Below are 20,783 nucleotides of genomic sequence, written 5' to 3' on the forward strand. Positions count from 1 at the left end.
TTTCACGCCTTAATTTTCATATATCGTTTCGGATGATGTCGTCAAGTGTTTCTCTCTTGACAGCGATCCTCGATTTTCCGTTGTTTACAAAAACAACAGCAGGCTTCTGAAGTCTGTTGTAATTCGATGACATAGAGTAGTTATATGCTCCTGTTGCACAAACAGCGATGATATCACCTGACTCTGCGTGCTGAAGAGGCATATTCTCACCGATAAGGTCGCCGCTCTCGCAGCACTTTCCCGCGATGGTGACTTTTTCATTCCTCTCTTCACCCGCCTTATTGGCAACGACTGCATCATACTCGGAACCGTAAAGGATATACCTCGGATTATCGGCCATACCGCCGTCAACAGATACATATGTCCTTATATTAGGTATCACCTTGCGTGCACCTACTGTATAAAGGGTTATACCCGCAGGACCTGCGATCGAACGTCCGGGCTCGATAAACATTTTCGGGAGCTTTAATCCAAGCTTTTCACATTCAGCTTTTACCGCCTCAGACACCTTTTCAAGATAGACCTCAAAGGGCTTCGGATCATTTTCGTCTACGTACTTGATGCCGAATCCGCCGCCAAGATTGAGACCTTCGATCTCATAACCCAGTTCATTCTTTATCTTTGCGATAAATCCGAGCATCACCTTTGCAGCTTCCTCAAAAGGAGCAATATCAAAGATCTGCGAACCTATATGACAGTGAAGTCCGAAAAGACTTACATTTTTGCAGCTTACAGCTTCCTTTACAGCTTCAAAGGCTTCTCCTGTTTCAAGAGCAAAGCCGAATTTGCTGTCGATCTGTCCTGTCCTAACGAAATCATGGGTATGAGCGTCTATTCCGGGCTTGATGCGGAACATTATCTTAGGCTGAGCGTTCTTCTTCGCAGCTATTTTTTCAAGTCTGTGAAGCTCACTGATATTATCGACTATGATATGTCCGACACCGACCTCAACGGCATATTCCAGTTCCTCATTGGTCTTGTTGTTGCCGTGGAAGCCGACTTTTTCCATAGGAAATCCTGCTTTTACAGCAGTATAAAGCTCTCCTATAGATACAGCGTCAAGTCCGTCGCCTTCGCTTGCAACTATCCTGCACATCTCCATGCAGGAAAAAGCCTTGCTTGCGTAGTGAACTTCTCCCCTGCCGCCGTAGTGCTTGTTCATGCTGTCATGGAAGAGCCTGAGGCTTTTTCTGACGACCTGTTCATCCATGACATAAAGCGGAGTGCCATACTCTTTGGCAAGCTCCACCGTGTCAACCCCGCCGACAGCAAGATGTCCTGCGGCATTGACGCTCAGATTTTCGGATACAAACATTTTTAACATCCTTTCAGGTTTGTTTTATTATGCAACGACGTCATTGTCGTCAGCAATATCTTCAACTATCTGCCTGAGCTCCTCTACTCCTTCAAAGGTCTGCGACGAAAAGGGGATGGAATGGATATCATCAAAGCAGGGTATCTCGCTCCTGAAAGCTTCCATGCGCTTTTCACGCTCCGTTTTATTGAGCTTGTCAGCCTTTGTCAGTACAAGCACAAAAGGCATTTCCGTATCTATAAGGAAATTTATCATGTGAACATCATCGCTCGTGGGAGCATGGCGCATATCAACAAGCATGAACACAAGCCGTATATCCCTGTCAGAACCGAGATATCCCTCTATAAGTCCTGCCCAGCGCTCTTTTTCCGACTTTGCCACCTTCGCGTATCCGTATCCCGGAAGATCGACAAAGTAGATGTTGTCAAGCCCGTAAAAGTTTATGGTAGCCGTTTTTCCGGGAACAGAGCTTACTCTTGCAAGGTTCTTGCGGTTAAAGAGCTTGTTTATCAGCGTTGATTTGCCCACGTTGGAATGTCCCGCAAAGGCTATCTCTATCCTGTCAGACGTAGGAAGCTGCGAAAACTTTCCGTATGCAGCTGTAAATTCAGCCTTATTGTAATTAAGCCTCACTCAGACTTCCTCCTTGGTCACTTTATAAGAGCAGCATCAAAAACGTCCTTGAGTTCCGATGCGAAAACAAATTCGACAGCATCCTTGACTGCCTGATCCACTTCTTCAAGATCTGGCTTGTTTTCAACAGGGATTATAACTTTCTTTATGCCTGCCTTGTAAGCAGCCATTGTCTTTTCACGAAGTCCGCCGATAGGAAGTACCTTTCCGTGAAGAGTTATCTCACCTGTCATAGCCACATCAGCTCTTACCTTTATACCAGAAAGAGCCGACAGCAGAGCTGTCGTCATGGTAACGCCTGCCGACGGTCCGTCCTTAGGAACAGCTCCCTCGGGGGCGTGTATGTGGATATCCTTGTTTTTATAAAAATCAGGATCTATCTTGTACTTGTCGGCAATACTTCTCACATAGCTTACAGCTATCTTTGAACTTTCCTTCATAACATCGCCCAGTGAACCTGTCACTTCGATCTTTCCCGTACCCTGCATTATCAAAACTTCTATGGGCATGAGAACGCCGCCTACGGATGTCCACGCAAGTCCGTTCACAACGCCGACCTGATCCTTCTTTGATGAGAGGTCTCCGATATACTTTCTGATTCCGAGAAGATCATTAAGATCCTTGGCTTTGACAGTTGCCTTCTTTATCTCGTCCGCAGCTATCTTCTTGGCAGTCTTTCTGCAAAGTGAAGCTATGCACCTTTCAAGGGAACGCACGCCCGCTTCCTTGGTATAATACTGTATGAGCTCATTGATGGCGTCATCAGCTATTTTCAGCTGTGAAGCCTTGAGACCGTGCTCCTTGATCTGCTTGGGGATAAGATGCTCCTTGGCGATATGGAACTTTTCCTCAGCCGTATAGCTCGGGAGCTCTATCACTTCCATTCTGTCGAGCAGAGGCGCAGGGATAGCGCTGACATTGTTGGCAGTCGTAATAAATACTGCCTTGCTCAGATCGAAAGGAACTTCTATAAAATGATCCCTGAATGCATAGTTCTGCTCAGCGTCAAGTACTTCGAGCATTGCCGACGACGGATCGCCCTTTATATCGCTGCAAAGCTTGTCGATCTCGTCAAAAAGTATGAGCGGATTTGCAGAGCCTGCCTGTGTTATAGCAGTAATGACACGTCCGGGCATAGCTCCGACGTACGTTTTTCTGTGGCCTCTGATATCGGCTTCATCACGAACGCCTCCGAGAGAAACTCTGGCATACTTTCTGCCCATTGCCTTGGCGATAGACTTGGCAATGGAGGTCTTTCCTATACCGGGAGGGCCTGCGAGACAGATGATCTGTCCCTTTATCTCGGGATTGAGCATATGTACGGCAAGGAATTCAAGTATACGTTCCTTGACCTTTTTCAGACCGTAATGATCCTTTTCGAGAACAGCCTCCGCCTTGTCCATTGAGAGCTTGGCTTTTGTATACTTGCCCCACGGCAGATCGAGGACTGTATCAAGATAATTCTTGATAACAAAGGCTTCCTGGGACGCAGGCGGCAGCTTTGTGAGCTTATCAGCTTCCTTGAGGAGCTTTTCCTTGCCCTTTTCGTCCATTTTGAGATCCATAATATCATTGATATAGCCGAAGGCTTCCTCAGCCTCGTCCTCACCGAGCTGCTCCTGAATAACTCTGAGCTGCTCACGGAGATAGAACTCCTTCTGCCCTTTATCTATGCTGTTTTTGGTCTGCTCGTTGATAAGATTTTCAAGCTCGAGTATCTCCACCTCTGATGTAAGGCAGGCAAAAAGCACTGAAAGCTTGTTGATTATATTAGTCTCCTCGAGCAGAGTCTGCTTGTCACGGTAATTAAGATTACAGTTGAAGGTCACAGTCTCAAAAAGCTTCAGCGGAGAATCCTGTGTCATTATTGAGTTGAGAAGCTCCTTCGGCATCTTCGGGAAAAATGAAGCATATCTCTCAAAAACGTCCTTTATCGAACGCATGAGCGCTTCCGATTCGACCTCGTCGAACTTTGCCCTTGAATACGTAGGGGTGCGCTTTACTTCCGCCTTTAAAACTTCACCGTCGTCGATGAGCCTTACAAGATTAGCCTTGTATATGCCCTCAACAAGGACCTTCATTACATTATCCGGCAGCTTGAGCACCTGCTTGATCTCGGCTACCACGCCGACTTTATAAAGATCGGACGCCTTGGGATTATCTATATAAGCCTCATGCTGAGTAACAAGAAAGAGCTTGCCGCCTTCCTTGAGCGAACGCTCGACCGCTGCCATTGACTTGCTGCGTGAAACGTCAAAATGCATAACCATTTTCGGGAATGCAACAAGACCTCTCATCGCTACAGTATAAAGAATATTTGACTCCTCTATATTTTTATCGCTTTTAATGGTTTGTTCCATAAGATCACCGCATTTCTATTTATCATATCCTGTTGAACAAAACTGTTCTAAATCATTATACTATAAAACAATAAAAAATTCAACCCCTGTATTGCAGAGATAAAATGAATTTATAATATCAGCTTGCATCTGATTAAATGCTGATACAAATTATGGGCTTTAACAGTCAATTAACATTAATTATTGTTGAAATAGACGAAATATTGTGATTATTTGGTATGTAACGCCAAAATTTGCGATTCCGAAAAAAATCACTTTACTTTTTGTTAAGAATGTGGTATGATATACACAAAGGTGTAGTCTTTTTCTTATTATATATTTATTTTGTTCTTGAGTAATTTCTTTTAAGTAAAAAAAGACTTTACTTTTACAGAATAATGTGTTAAAATGTAAAGTAAGAAATTGCAAGGTTATGCCTTTGAGGCAGATTGGAGTATTAATTATGATAGACAAAATAAAATCTGAAAGCATGGATCTGCTGTTTGAAGCTATCCTCACACTTGAATCCGTTGATGACTGTTATAAGTTCTTCGATGATCTCTGCACAAGCATCGAGCTCAAATCATTTGCTCAGAGGCTTCATGTCGCAAGACTTCTCGATGAACACCGCGTATATAACAGCATCGTCACCGAAACAGGCGCGAGCACCGCTACGATAAGCAGAGTCAACCGTTCCCTCAAGGACGGAAACGACGGATACAATATAGTTTTTGACAGGCTCAAGGGGAAGAATCTGCTCAAATAAAAACGTGAAAAAGGACTTTGTCCGTGGCAGGATGAGGTCCAAAAAAAATTACTCTTGAAAGGAAGATTCAAATGGACAAGGCGAAGATACTCAAAAAATCATTAGCCTGCTTGTCTGCTGCTGCAACGATCATGTCGAGCAGTATCATTTCAAGCGCAAATGCTGCGGTTATTACCGAGGGCAAAACCAACAATTACCACAACTTTGCAGAAGCTCTGCAGCTTGCACTGTGCTTCTACGACGCAAACAAGTGCGGTGACGAGGTCGAAGGCGACGGCTATTACTCATGGCGTTCAAACTGTCATGTTATTGACGCTGAGATCCCGCTTCAGCCTATGAGCCCGATGCCTACAGTCGGTAAGGGCAAGTCTGACGATCAGCTGAAGGAAGATCAGGGTCTCGGACAGGGAGACAGCGGAAAGGCAAACCCGAATCTCGGTGATGACGATCCCGACCTCTATGTTGGTGTGAATATGAGTTCTTCATTTATCGAGAAGAACAAGAAGTACCTTGATCCTGACGGAAACGGCACTCTCGACCTCACAGGCGGATGGCACGACGCAGGCGACCACGTTAAGTTTGGTCTCCCCGGAAGCTATTCTGCTTCCACAGTTGGCTGGGGATATTATGAGTTCCGTGATTCATATAAGGAACTCGGCCTTGACAAGCACGTTGAGGATGAGCTTCACTGGATAAACGACTACTTCATGAAGGCTACTTTCCTGGACGACGACGACAAAGTAGTTGCTTACTGCTATCAGGTCGGAGAGGGTAATAACGACCACAACTACTGGTGCCCTCCGGAGCTCCAGCAGGACAACACAATGGTAGCTTCTTCATCATGCGCTGTTAAGCGTCCCGCTTACTTCGCCACAACAGAAATGCCTGCATCGGACCAGTGTGCCGGCGCAGCTGCTTCACTTGCTATCAATTACCTCAACTTCAAGGATACAGAACCTGAGTATGCAGAGAAGTGCCTTAAGTACGCAAAGGCTCTTTACGACTTTGCAGTAGAGACTCACGTTGAGGAATGGGAGCCCGGTATGGTACCGAGCAACTCAAGCCTTGGTTACGACGGCGGCTTCTATACATCAAGCTATGACTACGATGAGCTCTCATGGGCTGCTGTATGGCTTTACTACTGTACCGAAAACTATGATTACATAGACGATATTATCGCAGTTGATACTACTAATCCGATTTCTGACAGCGGTTCATTTGATGCAGAGGCTCAGACAGGTCAGCAGCCTTCTTACGCTTACACAGGCTATATGAAACGTATCATTACCGATACAGGCAACTGCTGGCAGAATATCTGGGTCCACTGCTGGGATACTGTATGGGGCGGAGTTTTCGCAAAGCTTGCTCCTATTACAAATACCGCACGTGATTGGTATATCTTCCGTTACAACCTTGAGTTCTGGTCAGGCTGCTCCAAGACAACCGATTGCTCCGATTGGGGCTATGAGCCTGTTCACGGTCATAAGTATTTCGGCAGAGACGATTATCTCTGGAATATGCCGATGACCTGCGATCAGATCGCTGATCTCCCCGACAGTGAGACAAGCGGCGACTTCATTGCCAAGTCTCCTAAGGGCTGGGCAGTTGTTTCAGGCTACGGTTCCGCACGTTACAATACAGCAGCAGGTCTCTGTGCATGCGTATACGCAAAGACAACAGGCGATGAAACATTCCTCCCATGGGCAAAGGCTCAGATGGAATACATCCTCGGAAACAATCCGATGGGTTACTCTTACGAAGTAGGTTACGAGTACAACTTTGCTTCACATCCGCATCACCGTTCATCACACTGCTCGGCTACACAGAGCATGGATGATCCTATAATCCAGGTACATACCCTTTGGGGCGCTCTCGTCGGAGGTCCCGGTCTTAAGGACGAGCACGTTGACGAGACAAAGGACTACATCTACAACGAAGTTACAGACGACTATAACGCAGGCTTCTGCGGTGACCTTGCAGGACTTTACCACTACTACGGTGCTAAGGGCAAGGAGTATGAAGATGAGAACTACATCATTGAAGACTTCGATATGTCTTCAAATGCTATTGGCTACGATCAGGTAGACGAGGACGGCAATGCCCTTCCTGTCGGATACTTCGTATCAGGCGGTAAGGCACAGGAAAAGGCTGACGGTATCCAGCTCAAGCTGGTTCTTCACAACAGAACGATCAATCCTCCTAGATTTGAATGCGATGTAAAGGCAAGATACTACTTCAACATCAAGGAGCTCCTTGATAACGGCTATGACGTTGATTACCTCGTTCCGCGTATCGACTACGATCAGGAAGCAGGTTATACGAACAACAAGTCACACGCTGAACTCTCAGCTCCTGTAAAGTATGACGACGACGGTACATATTACGTTGAAGTTACATGGAAGGACTGCAAGTTCTACGGAAGCCGTGTATACCAGTTCGCTCTTACAACAAAGATGGATCCCGAGACAAATGAGTATCCTGAGTGGGATTCTTCAAACGACTACAGCTATGCAGACCTTGTAAGCTTTGAGGATGATAACTCGGCTGCTGCTATCACCGATAAGGTAACTCTTTACGCAGGCGATAAGCTCATCTGGGGTACAGAGCCTGACGGAACTACAGCAGGCGGCAGCGAGTATGTCGTAACTCCCAAGGAGGATACAACTACTACAACAAAGCCCGCAGGTACAACAACTACTACAAAGCCTGCCGGTACAACAACTACAACAACAAAGCCTTCAGGTACTACAACAACCACATCCGATGGAAACGGAAACGGCTATGGCAACGGCGCGGGAGCTTTCAATGATGGTACAGTTGTATACGGTGACGCAAACTGCGATGGTACGATCGATATGGCTGATGCTGTTCTTATAATGCAGTCTCTCGCTAACCCGAACAAGTTCGGCGTAAACGGTACAAGCACACACTGCATCACAAAGCAGGGTCAGGCTAACGCGGACTGCGATTCAACCGCAGGCGTTACAACAAACGACGCACTTACTATCCAGCTTTACTTACTGAAGAAGGGTACAATGCCTGCTAAGTAATAACAGCAAAACGGAGAACATAAAAGTTCTCCGTTTTTTGTAAAACTAAACCTCCCTTGACTAAGGGAGGTTTTTGTTTATATAACAAAGTTAAGCGGCATACCGTTTTTCATTATCGCGTGAAGCTCTCCCTGTATCAGCGGCATGAGGTAATCGTATGCAGGTGCAAGTACATTGTTGCCTGCGGCGTTTATCCACTCTTTCGGGAAGAACTTCTCGGAATTTGCTGCTTTTGCAGCATCTACAGTGTCGATCCTGTAGCTGTAGGGCATATTTGATTCTCTTACAAAGGTCATCATGCATCCTGACTTGCCTTCGAGACCTGACTTAACAGCTGCCATTCCGATAGCCTCCGAGGACTGTATATCCTCAAGAGAAGCAATATGCGAGCTGCACCTCTGCATTACATTCAGCTCTATAGAACGTACCTTGCAGCCGATCTCAGCAGCAACGAGCTTCTCAAGGAACTTGCCAATTCCCGAAAGATAGCTGTGTCCGAATACGTCCTTTGCCCCTGACTGATATTCCTCGGCGGCGAATTTGCCCTCGGCAGTCTTTACGCCCTCGGAAACGACTACTATTACAGCCTTATGCTTACTCATTTCATTTTTGACATCGGATAAAAATCCCTCGATGCTGAAGGTTGTCTCGGGCAGATATATCAGATGCGGAGCACTCTCGCCGTTTGCCCTGATACAGCAGGACGCAGCCGCAAGCCAGCCCGCATGGCGACCCATAGTCTCTATAACAGTTACCGACGGTATACTGTAAACATTGCTGTCACGGGCGATCTCCTGAACTGTTGCTGCAACATATTTGGCAGCCGAGCCAAATCCCGGAGAATGATCCGTTTCGCAAAGATCATTGTCAATAGTTTTCGGGATACCGATGATCTTAATATCAGTTATCCCCTTGTCACAGAGATATGCCGAATACTTGGCGACTGTATCCATTGAGTCATTGCCGCCGATATAGAAAAACATTCCTATATCATGGCTTCTCAGGACCTCAGTTATACGATCGTAAACCTCTGCCTGTTCCGTATGCTTCGGAAGCTTTCTCCTGCAAGAGCCAAGAACCGCAGACGGAGTACGCAAAAGCAGCTGATAGTTTACATCGCTCGTGATCTTCTCCGAAAGATCGACCATTTCATCATTAATGACTCCTTCGATACCATTCAGCACACCGTAGACCCTGCTGATCTCGTCAATGTGCTGTGCTGCGCTGTAAACTCCCGCAAGAGAAGCGTTTATAGCGCAGGTCGGACCTCCAGATTGTGCAACAGCAATATTCATATTTTCTTTTCTGACCGAGTAATATCCCGAACTCAGCCATTCCTCCCATAAGATCAGCCTTTCGGCTGTAATATAATTATATCACAGAAGGAACAGCCGAATCAATAATTAGAACCGCCAAAAAACGCCAAAAGGAAATCGCAATATTTGAACAAAAGAGCAATAAACGCATGATGAACAGCAATTTTTGATAAGTCAGAGCAGACCGAAATGTCTGAGCGCATTGGCAATTCCGTCCTGTTCAATGGGAGTTGTAATATACGAAACGTAGGGATATATCCTCTCAGCTCCGCCCATTGCGATGCTGTTCGGAACAGCCTCAAGCATTGGCAGATCATTCATGCTGTCACCTATCGCGTAAGCTTTTTCCATCGGGATACCAAGCTTTTTAAGGATGAACTCAATGCCTGTGGCCTTTGAATAACCCAGAGGAACATTTTCATAAAATCCGCCGCCTCTGTCTATTATTGAGAAATCCTTGCCTATTTCCTTTCTGAAAAGCTCCATATCGCTTTCGGGAGTTGTCCATATAACGAATTTGTCAAAGCAAAAATCCTCATCTTCTACCCTGCCGCTGACGTCTATGCCACTGTCAACAAAGACTTCCATAAAAAACTTCAGTCCGTCGCAAGTGGGTGTTTGATCGTCGAAAAAATAACCGTCCATATGCTCATAAACAGGCGTAACATTGCATTTTCTCATAAGCTCTGCGATCCTTCTGCACTCATCCTTCTCGATAGTACGGTAAAAGAGGACCTTGCCGCCGTATTCTATATATGTACCGCAGCCGCAGATATATCCGTCAAATCCGAGCTCCTTTACTTTCGGACTGATGTTGAAAGCGGTTCTGCCCGAATTAATAAAAGTGAGATTACCGTTTTTTCTTGTCTGCGCTATAGCATCGCGTGTGCTCTGCGGAATGAACGATCTTTCGTCCTCGGTGGCGATAGTTCCGTCAATATCAAAAAAAATTATCGAACTCATTAAAACACTCCTTTTTTCATACAATAATCATTATATTACCTTGTGATAATAATGTCAAGTCTTGATAAAACTATGATATCATGTTATAATAAATTAAATAGATACTGAATGAGGTGAGTAAAGTGCTCCATATTTATTGCGGCAGCGGAAAAGGAAAAACTACGGCTGCAATCGGTCTGACTATACGCGCTAACGGTTCGGGAATGAAAACCGCATTTTTCCAGTTTCTGAAAAACGGTTCATCTTCGGAGATAGGTATTCTTGAAAAGCTCGAAAACAATACAGTTATTTGCTGTACTAAGTGCACAAAGTTCACCTTTCAAATGAACGATCAGGAAAAGCAGGCAATATCCAAAGTACATACCGATATGCTCATGAAAGCTTGCAGCCTTATCGAAAATGAAGGCACTCAGCTTATAATACTTGATGAATTTCTCGATGCATACAACAAAAAGCTTATTGATACCGTTCTTGCAGACAGCTTTATCAAAGACTGCTCCGATAAAGCAGAAATAGTCATTACAGGAAGAGAACCTCCCGAGCATTTCATGAAAGCTGCCGATTATATTACGGAAATGAAAGCCGTAAAACACCCATTCAATAACGGGATATCCGCAAGAAAAGGAATAGAATATTAAAAGCTGCCTTTCGGCAGCTTTTTTAAATGATATCCTTCAGTTCGTTAACAAGTGCTATGTCCTCGGAGTTGATCTTGAAGTTCGTTATTATTGTCTTATTCTCGGGAGATGTTACCTTGATCTCTATTATGCTCCCCTCCTGTACAGCTCCTGTCACTGCTTTGAAAAAAAGCGGGACTTTCGGATGATTATCCTTAAACCTGTCAAAAAGTCCTTTGAGCTTAAAAACATTCATTGGATTCATTTTTTCACCTCTTTACGTATCGTACCGCACAAGCTGCATTTATCATGCATCATTTCCCGTTTTCGGGAAGCTCACGCTTTACAAGGAGCTGAGCACATATTCCCGTAAAAGCACCTGCAATGCAGCCAGATATTATCAGTATCGGATAATATGAAACCACTGCAAACGAACCAACAATAAGTACAGCTACTATTATCTGTCCTGTATTATGAAGAACAGCGCCGACAATACTGCTGAGCCATATATACTTGTATGGTATCACCTTTTTTACGAGAAGCATACCTATAAGGCATAATGCTGCACCTGCACCGCTGTACATCAATGCCGAGACGTTTCCGCTGAAAAACGCTCCCAGCAAAAGCCTCGAAACAACTATCAGTGCAACTTCTTTCGCACTGTACTTGTATACCGCATAAACTGTGATTATATTGGCGAGTCCCAGCTTTACCCCGGGAAGCGGTATCAGGTTCGGGAAATGCAGCTCAACTATAAAAATAATAAGTGCCAAAGCTGTGAGAAGCGCTAATTTTGTAAGTTTTCCTGCTTTCATATCAGCTGCTCTCCTCATCCGAAAACCTTATAACCAGCTTATGGGGCAGACAAACTATAGGTACGCCCTCAGAGCGTAAAACGCCCGTATGTACGCAGGTCTGATCGGGACAATCAGCATCGGCTATACATATTTTTCCGTTTTCTATCTTTACTTCATTCCAGCCTCCGTCGGGAGACTCAATACGAAAGCTCCTGTCTTTTTCCTTCGAGAGGTCAAGTGAATATATGACCTTATTGTTCTGCAATATCACAATATGAGTATTGTCGGAAGTCCTGAAATTAAGCATTACCACAACAATCGCCGCCGCAAGCACCAGAAGAACTACCGCACCTATTATCTTTACACCTTTAGTCAATCACTATCACCTCAGCAGGCATTGAGCTTATATTTTTAAAGTTATCCGCAATTCTTTGAGTATAATATATTTTTTCGTCGTCCGAAACGACTATAAAATCATAATCGGCAAATTCGCTCATTATTTTTGGAGAATTATCCGTTCCTGCAACAAAAACAGCCGTTGAAAGCGCATCGCACACGACTCCGCTTTTCCCGATAACAGTGACCGAAACAAAACCGTTATCAGCAGGATATCCGTCGGAAGGGTCGATGATGTGACAGTATTTTTTCCCGTCATCTCCTATAAAAAAGCGCTCGTAGTTTCCCGAGGTTATGACCGCACTGTCATCAATTTCGAGCACACACATATCCGTTTCGGGTTGAAAGGGATCGCGTACAGCTACTTTCCATTCCGAACCGTCGGGCTTTTTTCCGAGAGCCTGTACATTTCCGCCAAGATTGACTATGGCAGACTTTACATCATATGAACGCATTATTTCCAGTATCTCATCGCCTGTATATCCCTTGGCAACTGCACCAAGGTCAATCTGCATATCATCGGGAAGAGTGATGCTTTTTCCGTCGAGTTTTACTTCCGAATAATCAACATTTCTTAAAAGCTCTTCTATCCTTGGGGTTTCGGGTATCCTGTAATCGCCTGTTGTAAATCCCCACTCTTTCAGCACGGGATATACGGTTATATCAAGGCAGCCATAGGTCATTTCACACATATCAAGGGCTTTTCCGATCAATCCGGCTGTGTCCTCACTTACTTCAACAGCTTCGCCGTCAGAATGATCAAGTTTCCATATCTCACTTGTTTCCGATGTTGCTGAAAGCTCCGATTCAAGCTGTAAAATACGCTTTTCTGCATCATCAAGAGCTTTCTCGCCATTTGCTCCGTAAGCGGTAAGGTTCATATATGTATCCATTGCAAATACATCACGGGTATGTGAAACTGCTACATCTTCATCCCTGCTCGTATTTTCTGCTTTACAGCTTACAAACGCAAATAATACGCCTATCAACGCCGAGATCTTTATTACTTTATAAGACATTTTTCAGCTCCTATATCAGACTTCCTTTATTATATCATAAGTTGTTAGTATTTGCAACCAAGTGAGTTAACCATGTGTAACTAAAAAGCGGATCAGCTGATCCGCTTTAAGTGTTATTTCTTGAGTAAGCTCTTTCCCGTCATTTCAGCAGGCTGCGGAACTCCCATTATGTCAAGCATTGTAGGTGCAAGGTCTGCAAGAACTCCGCCTTCTGCAAGCTCTCCGTCAACTCCGACTGCGATAAGAGGAACAGGATTTGTTGTATGAGCTGTGAAGGGACTTCCGTCAGGCTCCATCATCTTGTCTGCATTACCGTGATCGGCTGTGATAAGAGCAGCACCGCCCTTGGCAAGTATCTTCTCTACCATACGTCCTACGCAGGTATCTGTTGCTTCAACAGCCTTTACAGCTGCGTCAAATATGCCTGTATGACCTACCATGTCGCAGTTTGCATAGTTGAGGATGATAACGTCATACTTGTCTGAGTCGATAGCTTCGCATACTGCGTCGCAGACCTCATATGCGCTCATTTCGGGCTTGAGATCAAATGTGGGAACATCAGGCGACTTTATAAGTATCCTGTCCTCGCCCTCGAACTGTCTTTCCTCGCCGCCGTTGAAGAAGAAGGTAACATGAGCGTACTTCTGTGTTTCGGCAATACGGAGCTGAGTCTTTCCGAGCTTTGAGAGGTACTCGCCCATTGTCATTGTGAGCTGCTCGGGAGGATATGCAACAGATACATTAGGCATTGTTGCGTCATACTGAGCCATGCATACAAATTTTACGGGGAAGAATCCTTTTCTTCTCTCAAATCCGCTGAAATCAGGATCAACAAACGAACGTGTGATCTGTCTTGCTCTGTCAGGACGGAAGTTGAAGAAGATAACGCTGTCATCAGCCTTTATCTGTGCGCCGCCTTCAATTACTGTAGGAAGCATAAATTCATCGGTAACTTCGTTTGTGTATGAGTTCTTTATAGCCTGAACAGGATCGGACTCCTTAACGCCCTCGCCGTAAACAAGTGCAGCGTAAGCCTTTTCAACTCTGTCCCATGCATTGTCTCTGTCCATTGCATAGAAACGTCCCGAGATAGTAGCTATCTTGCCGAGGCCTATCTTTTTGAGCTCGGCAACTGCCTCCTCCATATACTCGGCAGCAGATGAAGGCGGAACGTCACGTCCGTCAAGGAATGCGTGGATATATACCTTGTCAAGACCGTTCTTCTTAGCCATCTCAACGATACCGTACATATGCTCCATATGGCTGTGAACGCCGCCGGGTGAAAGAAGTCCCATAAGGTGAAGAGCACTTCCCTTTTCTTTGCAGTTGTTCATTGCACCGAGGATAGCCTTGTTATTGAAAAATGTTCCGTCCTTGATATCCTTGGATATCTTAACGAGCATCTGATAAACAATGCGTCCCGCACCGATATTTGTATGTCCTACCTCTGAGTTTCCCATCTGTCCGTCAGGCAGACCTACATCAAGTCCGCTCGCACCAATGATAGTATTTGGGCACTCAGCCATGTATTTGTCAATGTTGGGCTTCTTTGCAGCTGCAATAGCGTTGCCGTATGTATCGGGATTGTAGCCGAAGCCGTCCATGATTATAAGTGCTACAGGTTTCTTTGACATAATTATTCTCCTATAAACATTTTGATATACCAATCGTTTTTATCAACATAATAAGGTATGCTGTTTTCATCACACCAGTCAGTTATCTTTTTCAGATGATACTTATCTTCAAAAATACGAAAATGCGTAAGCTTCTCTCCGCCGTCGTCGACCGTTCCCCAGAACCAATTCATAAACTCTTTTTCATCTTTGATGCTGTCAAAGAACTGCGCCGTCTTTTTATCGAATGTCTTGGTATAAGCTTTTGCAGTTTCGTTTTTTTCAGTGAACGGAAACGGTATCGGAGCTTCGATAAACTCTGCCTCATCACTGTCCTTATCAACGATAAGGTAAGTATTCGGGTCAAACAAAAACTGTTCAGACTCAGCTCTGACAAGTTTAAAAACCTCGCAATCTATTTTCAGTATCATAATTCAATGTGAAGAGATTTAAATATATGGGGCGGATAATATCCGCCCGCATAGATCGTATTTTATGATCAGCCGTTTACAGCAGCCTGAACGATAACATTGAAGTCCTCAGCCTTCAGTGAAGCTCCGCCGATAAGTCCGCCGTCGATGTTGGGCTTTGCAAGGAGCTCAGCAGCGTTCTTTGCATTCATGGAACCGCCGTACTGGATAGTTACAGCATCAGCTGTAGCCTTGTCAAAGAGCTTTGCAAGCTGTGCACGGATAAATCCGCAAACTTCCTCAGCCTGATCGGGAGTAGCTGTAAGACCTGTACCGATAGCCCATACAGGCTCATAAGCGATAACTACGTTCTTTACCTGCTCAGCTGTCAGTGACCAGAGATCGAGCTTGATCTGACGAGCGATAACTTCCTCTGTGATGTTGCACTCGCGCTCCCACTTGAGCTCACCAACGCAAACGATCGGCTTGAGACCAGCCTCGAGAGCAGCGATAGTTCTCTTGTTTACAGTCTCGTCTGTCTCGCCGAAGTACTGTCTTCTCTCGCTGTGACCGATAACAACATACTCAACGCCCAGCTCTGTGAGCATATCAGCAGAAATTTCACCTGTGAAAGCTCCGCTCTTCTCGAAGTGAACATTCTCGGCACCGATCTTTACGTTGCTGCCTGCTGTTGTGTTGATAGCTGTTTCAAGGTTTGTGAAAGGTACGCAGGCTATGACCTCGATCTTGCCCTCTGCGTTTGCAACGAGAGGCTTGATAGCCTCGAGAAGTGCCTTTGCCTCTGGACGAGTCTTGTTCATTTTCCAGTTTCCGGCAATAATTGCCTTTCTTAATGACTTATTCATGTTATTTAACTCCTTTTATCAGAATTTGATCTCATCGTCATCGTAATATGGAAGCATTTCTGCTTCTTTTTCATAAGTACTGTTGCCATTGTTACAGCCGATCTTTACTCCTTTTTTTATAGGAGAAAGGAAAAATCCTACGATGACACCTGCGAGGAAGCTGCATACCGCAAACAGCCATACAGCTGTGCTGCTGCTTTTGATATCCTCTGTAAACTTACAATTACATTTTTTCATAATAAAACTCCTGTCAATAAAGCAGCTCCGAAAAGCAGAATGATGCCAGCCATGAAAAAACATGATATATACACAGGTGCAGACATAGGTGAAACAGGGATAAACTCTTTGACTACCTGAGGCTCTTTACGCTTAACATATATGACAGCCTTATCTCCGTAAACTGTAAAGCCGTCTATTTTAGCCGTAAATTCTTTATATTCGTAAAAGTAGCGAACATTTATATCATCCGTTTCATCATCTCTTATAACGTCAGCCCTCATCCTTGCCCATTTTCTGCGGGAAGGCGGAAGGTTCAGAGTTTTTCCGAGAAGGCTACGTACACCGCACCATATCAGCACGGCAAGAAAACACAGCAGTAAAACCGCAAGTATGACAACTGAAACTATACCTATACTGTTTTCTATTACTTTATCAATATTTTTCATTCGGATATACGCTATATTGCGTTTATGGGCGAATATCTCTATCCGCCCAATTGTTTATATTATTACTTTTCAGCGATAGCTGCAACACCCGGAAGTACCTTACCCTCAAGGTATTCAAGTGAAGCGCCGCCGCCTGTGGAAATGTGGCTCATCTTGTCAGCAAAGCCGAGCTGAATAGCAGCTGTAGCAGAGTCGCCGCCGCCGATGATAGTTGTAGCGTCAGCCTGTGCAAGAGCCTCACATACAGCAACTGTACCCTTCTTAAGTGTGGGGTTCTCGAATACGCCCATAGGTCCGTTCCATACAACTGTCTTTGCAGACTTTGCAGCATCAGCGAAGATAGCAGCTGTCTTGGGACCGATGTCAAGGCCCATCTTGTCAGCAGGGATCTTGTCAGCGTCAACATAATCTACGCTGATCTCTGCGTCGATAGGATCAGGGAATGATGCAGCGATAGCTGTATCAACGGGAAGAAGGATCTTCTTACCGAGCTTCTGAGCCTTAGCGAGCATTTCCTTGCAGTAGTCGAGCTTCTCTTCGTCAACGAGTGACTTACCGATAGAGCCGCCCTGTGCCTTTATAAATGTATATGCCATACCGCCGCCGATGATAAGTGTATCGCACTTCTCAAGGAGGTTAGAGATAACATTGAGCTTATCAGCTACCTTAGCGCCGCCGAGGATAGCAACAAAAGGTCTCTCGGGAACCTCAACTGCATTGCCGAGATACTGGATCTCCTTCTGCATGAGGTAGCCTACAGCAGTTTCCTTAACGAACTTTGTTACGCCTGCTGTTGAAGCGTGAGCTCTGTGAGCAGAACCGAAAGCGTCCATAACGAATACTTCTCCGTCGATAAGATCAGCAAGCTCCTTAGAGAACTGCTCGCCGTTCTTTGTCTCCTCGTCGCCGCGGAAACGTGTATTCTCAAGAACTACGATCTCGCCGTCGTTCATTGCAGCGACTGCCTTCTTAGCATTTTCGCCTACAACAGTATCGTCAGCAGCAAAAGTAACCTTTGTATTAACAAGCTCGCCAAGTCTCTTAGCTGCGGGAGCAAGTGAGAACTTAGCCTCAGGACCGTTCTTCGGCTTGCCGAGGTGTGAGCAAAGAACAACCTTTGCACCATTCTCAACGAGCTTATTAATAGTCGGAAGAGCAGCCTGAATTCTGTTATCGTTTGTGATAACGCCGTCCTTCATAGGAACATTGAAGTCAACTCTTACGAGAACCTTTCTGCCCTTAACGTTAATGTCTTCTACTGTAACCTTGTTTAATCCTGCCATGGGTATGACATCCTTTCGTAATAAAATACATTCTAAGCTGTTGTTATAATATTAACAACGTACATTTCTATTTTACACTATTTCAAGATATTTTGCAAGCATTTCCTCAATATTTTTCATCTTAAACATGAAAACTTTTTGTTACGGCTGTATATATATTGAAATTGCCCTGTTCTACGCTAAGAATTCAATGCTTAGCCTGTAGAACTCATCCTGATTTGTCATCATGGCAGGGTGATCTCCGCTTTCAAACAGGTGCATACTGCCATTGGTCAGCTTTTCAAGCATATTACCGTATACTTTTTCGTAGTAATCATGTGCAACACTGTACATAAAATTATCGCCTTTACTTCCTGTGAGCAGCACCTTAGCTTTAAGATCACTGATAGGTCTGTGGAAGAAATTCACAACTTCTTTTGAGTGTCTGATTATAGCCGATGTGTCATTATGAACGATCTGCTCCCAGTCATCACCGTGCATATAGGAGTAAAATCCCCTTGCATTTGTATCTTCCAGCGAAGAACTGCGGTCGGAAAGCAGATTTTTTACAAAGGCTTCATCAGCTTTCTCGCCCTCAAAACTGTCAGCAATGACTTTGTCCACACATTCGGACGCCTCAAGTGCTACATTCAGAGCAACAATTGCTCCCCCGCTGCAACCTATAATGTTAACCTTGTCATAATGTTTATGCCTGAGGAATGCAATTGCCTGCTGAGCCTCATAAAACCATAAATCGGCAGGAAATTCCGATAACCTTTCCGATCTTCCGTGTCCGAGGAAGTCTATGAGTATAACTTTGTAACTGTCCGTGTATCGTTTGCTGAAATCTGTGAACATTTTAGAAGAAGCTGTGTTGCCATGAAGGAATAACAGTGGTGTTCCGCTGCCATTCTCCTCATAATATATCTTTTTATTATCAAATGTAAAATAACTCATATCACACCTCCGTTATGACATAATTATAATGGATTTATGATCGGCTGTCAACAAAAAAGTCACGGCACCTGAATGCCGTGACTTTATATGCAATGTGTTCAGTTTATATCACTTGAATACAGCCAGGAGGAATCCTGCTGCGATAGCAGAACCGATAACGCCTGCAACGTTCGGTCCCATAGCGTGCATGAGAAGAAAGTTTGAGGGATTAGCCTTCTGACCTTCCATCTGCGATACACGGGCAGCCATAGGTACAGCAGAAACGCCTGCCGAACCGATAAGAGGATTGATCTTGCCGCCTGAGACCTTATACATGATCTTTCCTACAAGAAGTCCTCCGACTGTTGAGAAGCAGAACGCTGTAAGTCCAAGAACGATGATCTTGATAGTCTCCAATGAAAGGAAACGCTCTGCAGCTGTTGTTGCGCCGACCGAGATTCCAAGGAATACGGTTACTATGTTCATAAGAGCATTCTGAACTGTATCGGAAAGTCTTTCTGTAACACCACACTCTCTCCAGAGGTTACCAAGCATAAGGCAGCCGATAAGAGGAGCTGTTGAAGGGAGAAGAAGTATAACGAACATTGCAACGATGATCGGGAAAAGTATCTTCTCTGTCTTTGATACTACACGGGACTGCTCCATTTTTACTTCACGCTCTTTCTTGGTTGTGAGGAGCTTCATGAGTGGTGGCTGTATCATAGGGATAAGAGCCATGTAGGAATAAGCCGCTATAGCTATAGGTCCGAGGAGCTCAGGTGCGAGCTTCGTTGTAAGAAAGATAGCTGTAGGACCGTCAGCACCGCCGATGATGCCGATGGAAGCTGCCTGATTGCCGCTGAAGCCGAGGCAAACAGCTCCGAAGAATGCAAGGAATACGCCCATCTGAGCAGCAGCTCCGAGGAGGAGGCTCTTCGGGTTTGAAATAAGCGGACCAAAGTCTGTCATAGCTCCAACGCCCATGAATATGAGAGAAGGATAGATACCAGCCTTTACACCGATGTAAAGTATATCAAGCAGTCCGCCGTTACGCATGATAGCGCCGTAGCTGTGATAATCGGGATGATCGTGATTGAGGAAGTTATCCCACAGGTCCATGTGATAAAGCGCATCTGCCGAGCCCGCACCAAAATATGAAAGGTTTACGAGCAGACAGCCGAAAGCGATACCAACGAGAAGAAGCGGTTCAAACTTCTTTTTGATTCCGAGGTAAAGAAGAACACAGGCAACGATTATCATCAAGAGGTTCTTCCAGCCTCCGTCAACGAGAAAGCTGTGGAAGCCCGAGCTTTCCCATAGGGTTTTAAGGGTCTCAAGAATGTCCATTTTCTGTCCCCCTTATGCTATTACAACAAGAGGAGCGCCTGTATCAACAACAGAACCCTTGCTTGTAACTACCTGAGCAACTGTACCGTCCTTAGGAGCTACTATTTCATTTTCCATTTTCATAGCTTCGAGGATAACAAGTATCTGTCCTGCCTTTACTGTATCGCCCTGTGCAACGTCAACTCTGATGATATTTCCGGGCATAGGAGCTGTAACAGTCTCGCCTGCTGCAAGATTTACGGGTGCAGCGGCAGGAGCAGCTGCGGCAGCGGTAGCAGCAGCAACAGCAGGTGCAGCGGCTGCGGCAGGCGCGGGTGCAAGTGCCTCATATTCGTCAAGAAGAACAGCCTTTCCCTGCTCTACCTCTACCTCGTACGTCTTACCGTTAAGTGTAACTTTATACTTCATGATTATTTGACCTCCTTAATGGAAATAAAGTGCAGCTCATTGAGCGGCTTCTGCATTTTGTCGGC

The 20,783-nt window shown here is 45.0% G+C and carries 21 protein-coding genes; 3 read left to right on the forward strand and 18 right to left on the reverse strand.

Features of this window, described 5'->3' with window-relative positions:
* Positions 1-16: 16 nt before the first annotated feature.
* From lysA to lon, 3 genes are read right to left on the reverse strand one after another with little or no spacing between them, the layout of a single operon-like run.
* A complete protein-coding gene (gene lysA, locus Q0R37_RS03070; RefSeq protein ID WP_294751021.1) occupies positions 17-1,315 on the reverse strand; it encodes a diaminopimelate decarboxylase in 1,299 nt (432 codons plus the stop codon).
* Positions 1,316-1,342: 27 nt separating this feature from the next.
* Positions 1,343-1,948 carry a ribosome biogenesis GTP-binding protein YihA/YsxC gene (yihA, locus tag Q0R37_RS03075; protein WP_294751023.1) on the reverse strand — a complete coding sequence of 202 codons (606 nt, stop codon included), beginning with the start codon at positions 1,946-1,948 and terminating at the stop codon, positions 1,343-1,345.
* Between the two features lie 17 nt (positions 1,949-1,965).
* Positions 1,966-4,308, reverse strand: coding sequence for an endopeptidase La (gene lon / locus Q0R37_RS03080; protein ID WP_294751025.1), 2,343 nt, complete (start codon positions 4,306-4,308; stop codon positions 1,966-1,968).
* 442 nt (positions 4,309-4,750) lie between these two features.
* Here lon and Q0R37_RS03085 point away from each other — a divergent pair, with 442 nt between their 5' ends.
* On the forward strand, positions 4,751-5,053 hold the full coding sequence (locus Q0R37_RS03085; protein WP_294751028.1) for a YerC/YecD family TrpR-related protein: 303 nt from the start codon (positions 4,751-4,753) through the stop codon (positions 5,051-5,053).
* Between the two features lie 71 nt (positions 5,054-5,124).
* Positions 5,125-8,103, forward strand: a complete 2,979-nt coding sequence (locus Q0R37_RS03090) for a glycoside hydrolase family 9 protein (protein ID WP_294751031.1) — start codon at positions 5,125-5,127, stop codon at positions 8,101-8,103.
* 77 nt (positions 8,104-8,180) lie between these two features.
* Here Q0R37_RS03090 and Q0R37_RS03095 read toward each other — a convergent pair whose 3' ends face one another.
* Entirely contained in the window at positions 8,181-9,398 is a 1,218-nt protein-coding gene (locus Q0R37_RS03095; RefSeq protein ID WP_294751034.1) for a 6-phosphofructokinase, read from the reverse strand.
* 195 nt (positions 9,399-9,593) lie between these two features.
* A complete protein-coding gene (locus Q0R37_RS03100; RefSeq protein ID WP_294751037.1) occupies positions 9,594-10,382 on the reverse strand; it encodes an HAD family hydrolase in 789 nt (262 codons plus the stop codon).
* A gap of 122 nt (positions 10,383-10,504) precedes the next feature.
* Between Q0R37_RS03100 and Q0R37_RS03105 the strand changes: the two genes are divergently transcribed.
* Positions 10,505-11,020 (forward strand): cob(I)yrinic acid a,c-diamide adenosyltransferase, encoded by a 516-nt coding sequence (locus Q0R37_RS03105; protein WP_294751040.1) that lies wholly within the window; start codon positions 10,505-10,507, stop codon positions 11,018-11,020.
* Between the two features lie 22 nt (positions 11,021-11,042).
* Here the strand turns inward: Q0R37_RS03105 and Q0R37_RS03110 are convergent, their stop codons facing one another.
* The 13 genes from Q0R37_RS03110 to Q0R37_RS03170 all read right to left on the reverse strand — a co-directional run bounded on the left by Q0R37_RS03110 (position 11,043) and on the right by Q0R37_RS03170 (position 20,718).
* On the reverse strand, positions 11,043-11,264 hold the full coding sequence (locus Q0R37_RS03110) for a hypothetical protein (RefSeq protein ID WP_294751043.1): 222 nt from the start codon (positions 11,262-11,264) through the stop codon (positions 11,043-11,045).
* A 49-nt stretch (positions 11,265-11,313) separates the two neighbouring features.
* Positions 11,314-11,814, reverse strand: coding sequence for a Gx transporter family protein (locus tag Q0R37_RS03115; protein WP_294751046.1), 501 nt, complete (start codon positions 11,812-11,814; stop codon positions 11,314-11,316).
* A gap of 1 nt (position 11,815) precedes the next feature.
* Positions 11,816-12,172, reverse strand: a complete 357-nt coding sequence (locus Q0R37_RS03120; RefSeq protein WP_294751050.1) for a NusG domain II-containing protein — start codon at positions 12,170-12,172, stop codon at positions 11,816-11,818.
* Complete coding sequence (locus Q0R37_RS03125; RefSeq protein ID WP_294751053.1) at positions 12,165-13,211, reverse strand: FAD:protein FMN transferase; 1,047 nt, start codon at positions 13,209-13,211, stop codon at positions 12,165-12,167. The genes Q0R37_RS03120 and Q0R37_RS03125 overlap by 8 nt, the downstream gene beginning before the upstream one ends.
* A 113-nt stretch (positions 13,212-13,324) precedes the next feature.
* Complete coding sequence (gpmI, locus tag Q0R37_RS03130; protein ID WP_294751055.1) at positions 13,325-14,845, reverse strand: 2,3-bisphosphoglycerate-independent phosphoglycerate mutase; 1,521 nt, start codon at positions 14,843-14,845, stop codon at positions 13,325-13,327.
* A 2-nt stretch (positions 14,846-14,847) separates the two neighbouring features.
* The gene (locus Q0R37_RS03135) at positions 14,848-15,195 is read right to left on the reverse strand and encodes a hypothetical protein (protein WP_294751058.1); all 348 of its coding nucleotides are present in this window, start codon (positions 15,193-15,195) and stop codon (positions 14,848-14,850) included.
* Positions 15,196-15,323: 128 nt separating this feature from the next.
* The gene (gene tpiA, locus Q0R37_RS03140) at positions 15,324-16,100 is read right to left on the reverse strand and encodes a triose-phosphate isomerase (RefSeq protein ID WP_294751062.1); all 777 of its coding nucleotides are present in this window, start codon (positions 16,098-16,100) and stop codon (positions 15,324-15,326) included.
* Between the two features lie 18 nt (positions 16,101-16,118).
* The gene (locus tag Q0R37_RS03145) at positions 16,119-16,337 is read right to left on the reverse strand and encodes a hypothetical protein (protein WP_294751064.1); all 219 of its coding nucleotides are present in this window, start codon (positions 16,335-16,337) and stop codon (positions 16,119-16,121) included.
* The gene (locus Q0R37_RS03150) at positions 16,334-16,765 is read right to left on the reverse strand and encodes a hypothetical protein (RefSeq protein ID WP_294751066.1); all 432 of its coding nucleotides are present in this window, start codon (positions 16,763-16,765) and stop codon (positions 16,334-16,336) included. The genes Q0R37_RS03145 and Q0R37_RS03150 overlap by 4 nt, the downstream gene beginning before the upstream one ends.
* Before the next feature lie 62 nt (positions 16,766-16,827).
* Entirely contained in the window at positions 16,828-18,048 is a 1,221-nt protein-coding gene (locus tag Q0R37_RS03155; RefSeq protein WP_294751069.1) for a phosphoglycerate kinase, read from the reverse strand.
* Positions 18,049-18,222: 174 nt separating this feature from the next.
* Entirely contained in the window at positions 18,223-18,984 is a 762-nt protein-coding gene (locus Q0R37_RS03160; RefSeq protein WP_294751072.1) for an alpha/beta hydrolase, read from the reverse strand.
* Positions 18,985-19,092: 108 nt separating this feature from the next.
* A complete protein-coding gene (locus tag Q0R37_RS03165) occupies positions 19,093-20,310 on the reverse strand; it encodes a sodium ion-translocating decarboxylase subunit beta (protein ID WP_294751075.1) in 1,218 nt (405 codons plus the stop codon).
* A gap of 12 nt (positions 20,311-20,322) precedes the next feature.
* Positions 20,323-20,718 (reverse strand): biotin/lipoyl-containing protein, encoded by a 396-nt coding sequence (locus Q0R37_RS03170; RefSeq protein WP_294751078.1) that lies wholly within the window; start codon positions 20,716-20,718, stop codon positions 20,323-20,325.
* Between the last annotated feature and the right edge of the window lie 65 nt (positions 20,719-20,783).

This window comes from uncultured Ruminococcus sp. (genome assembly GCF_946415235.1).
Lineage (GTDB): Bacteria > Bacillota > Clostridia > Oscillospirales > Ruminococcaceae > Ruminococcus.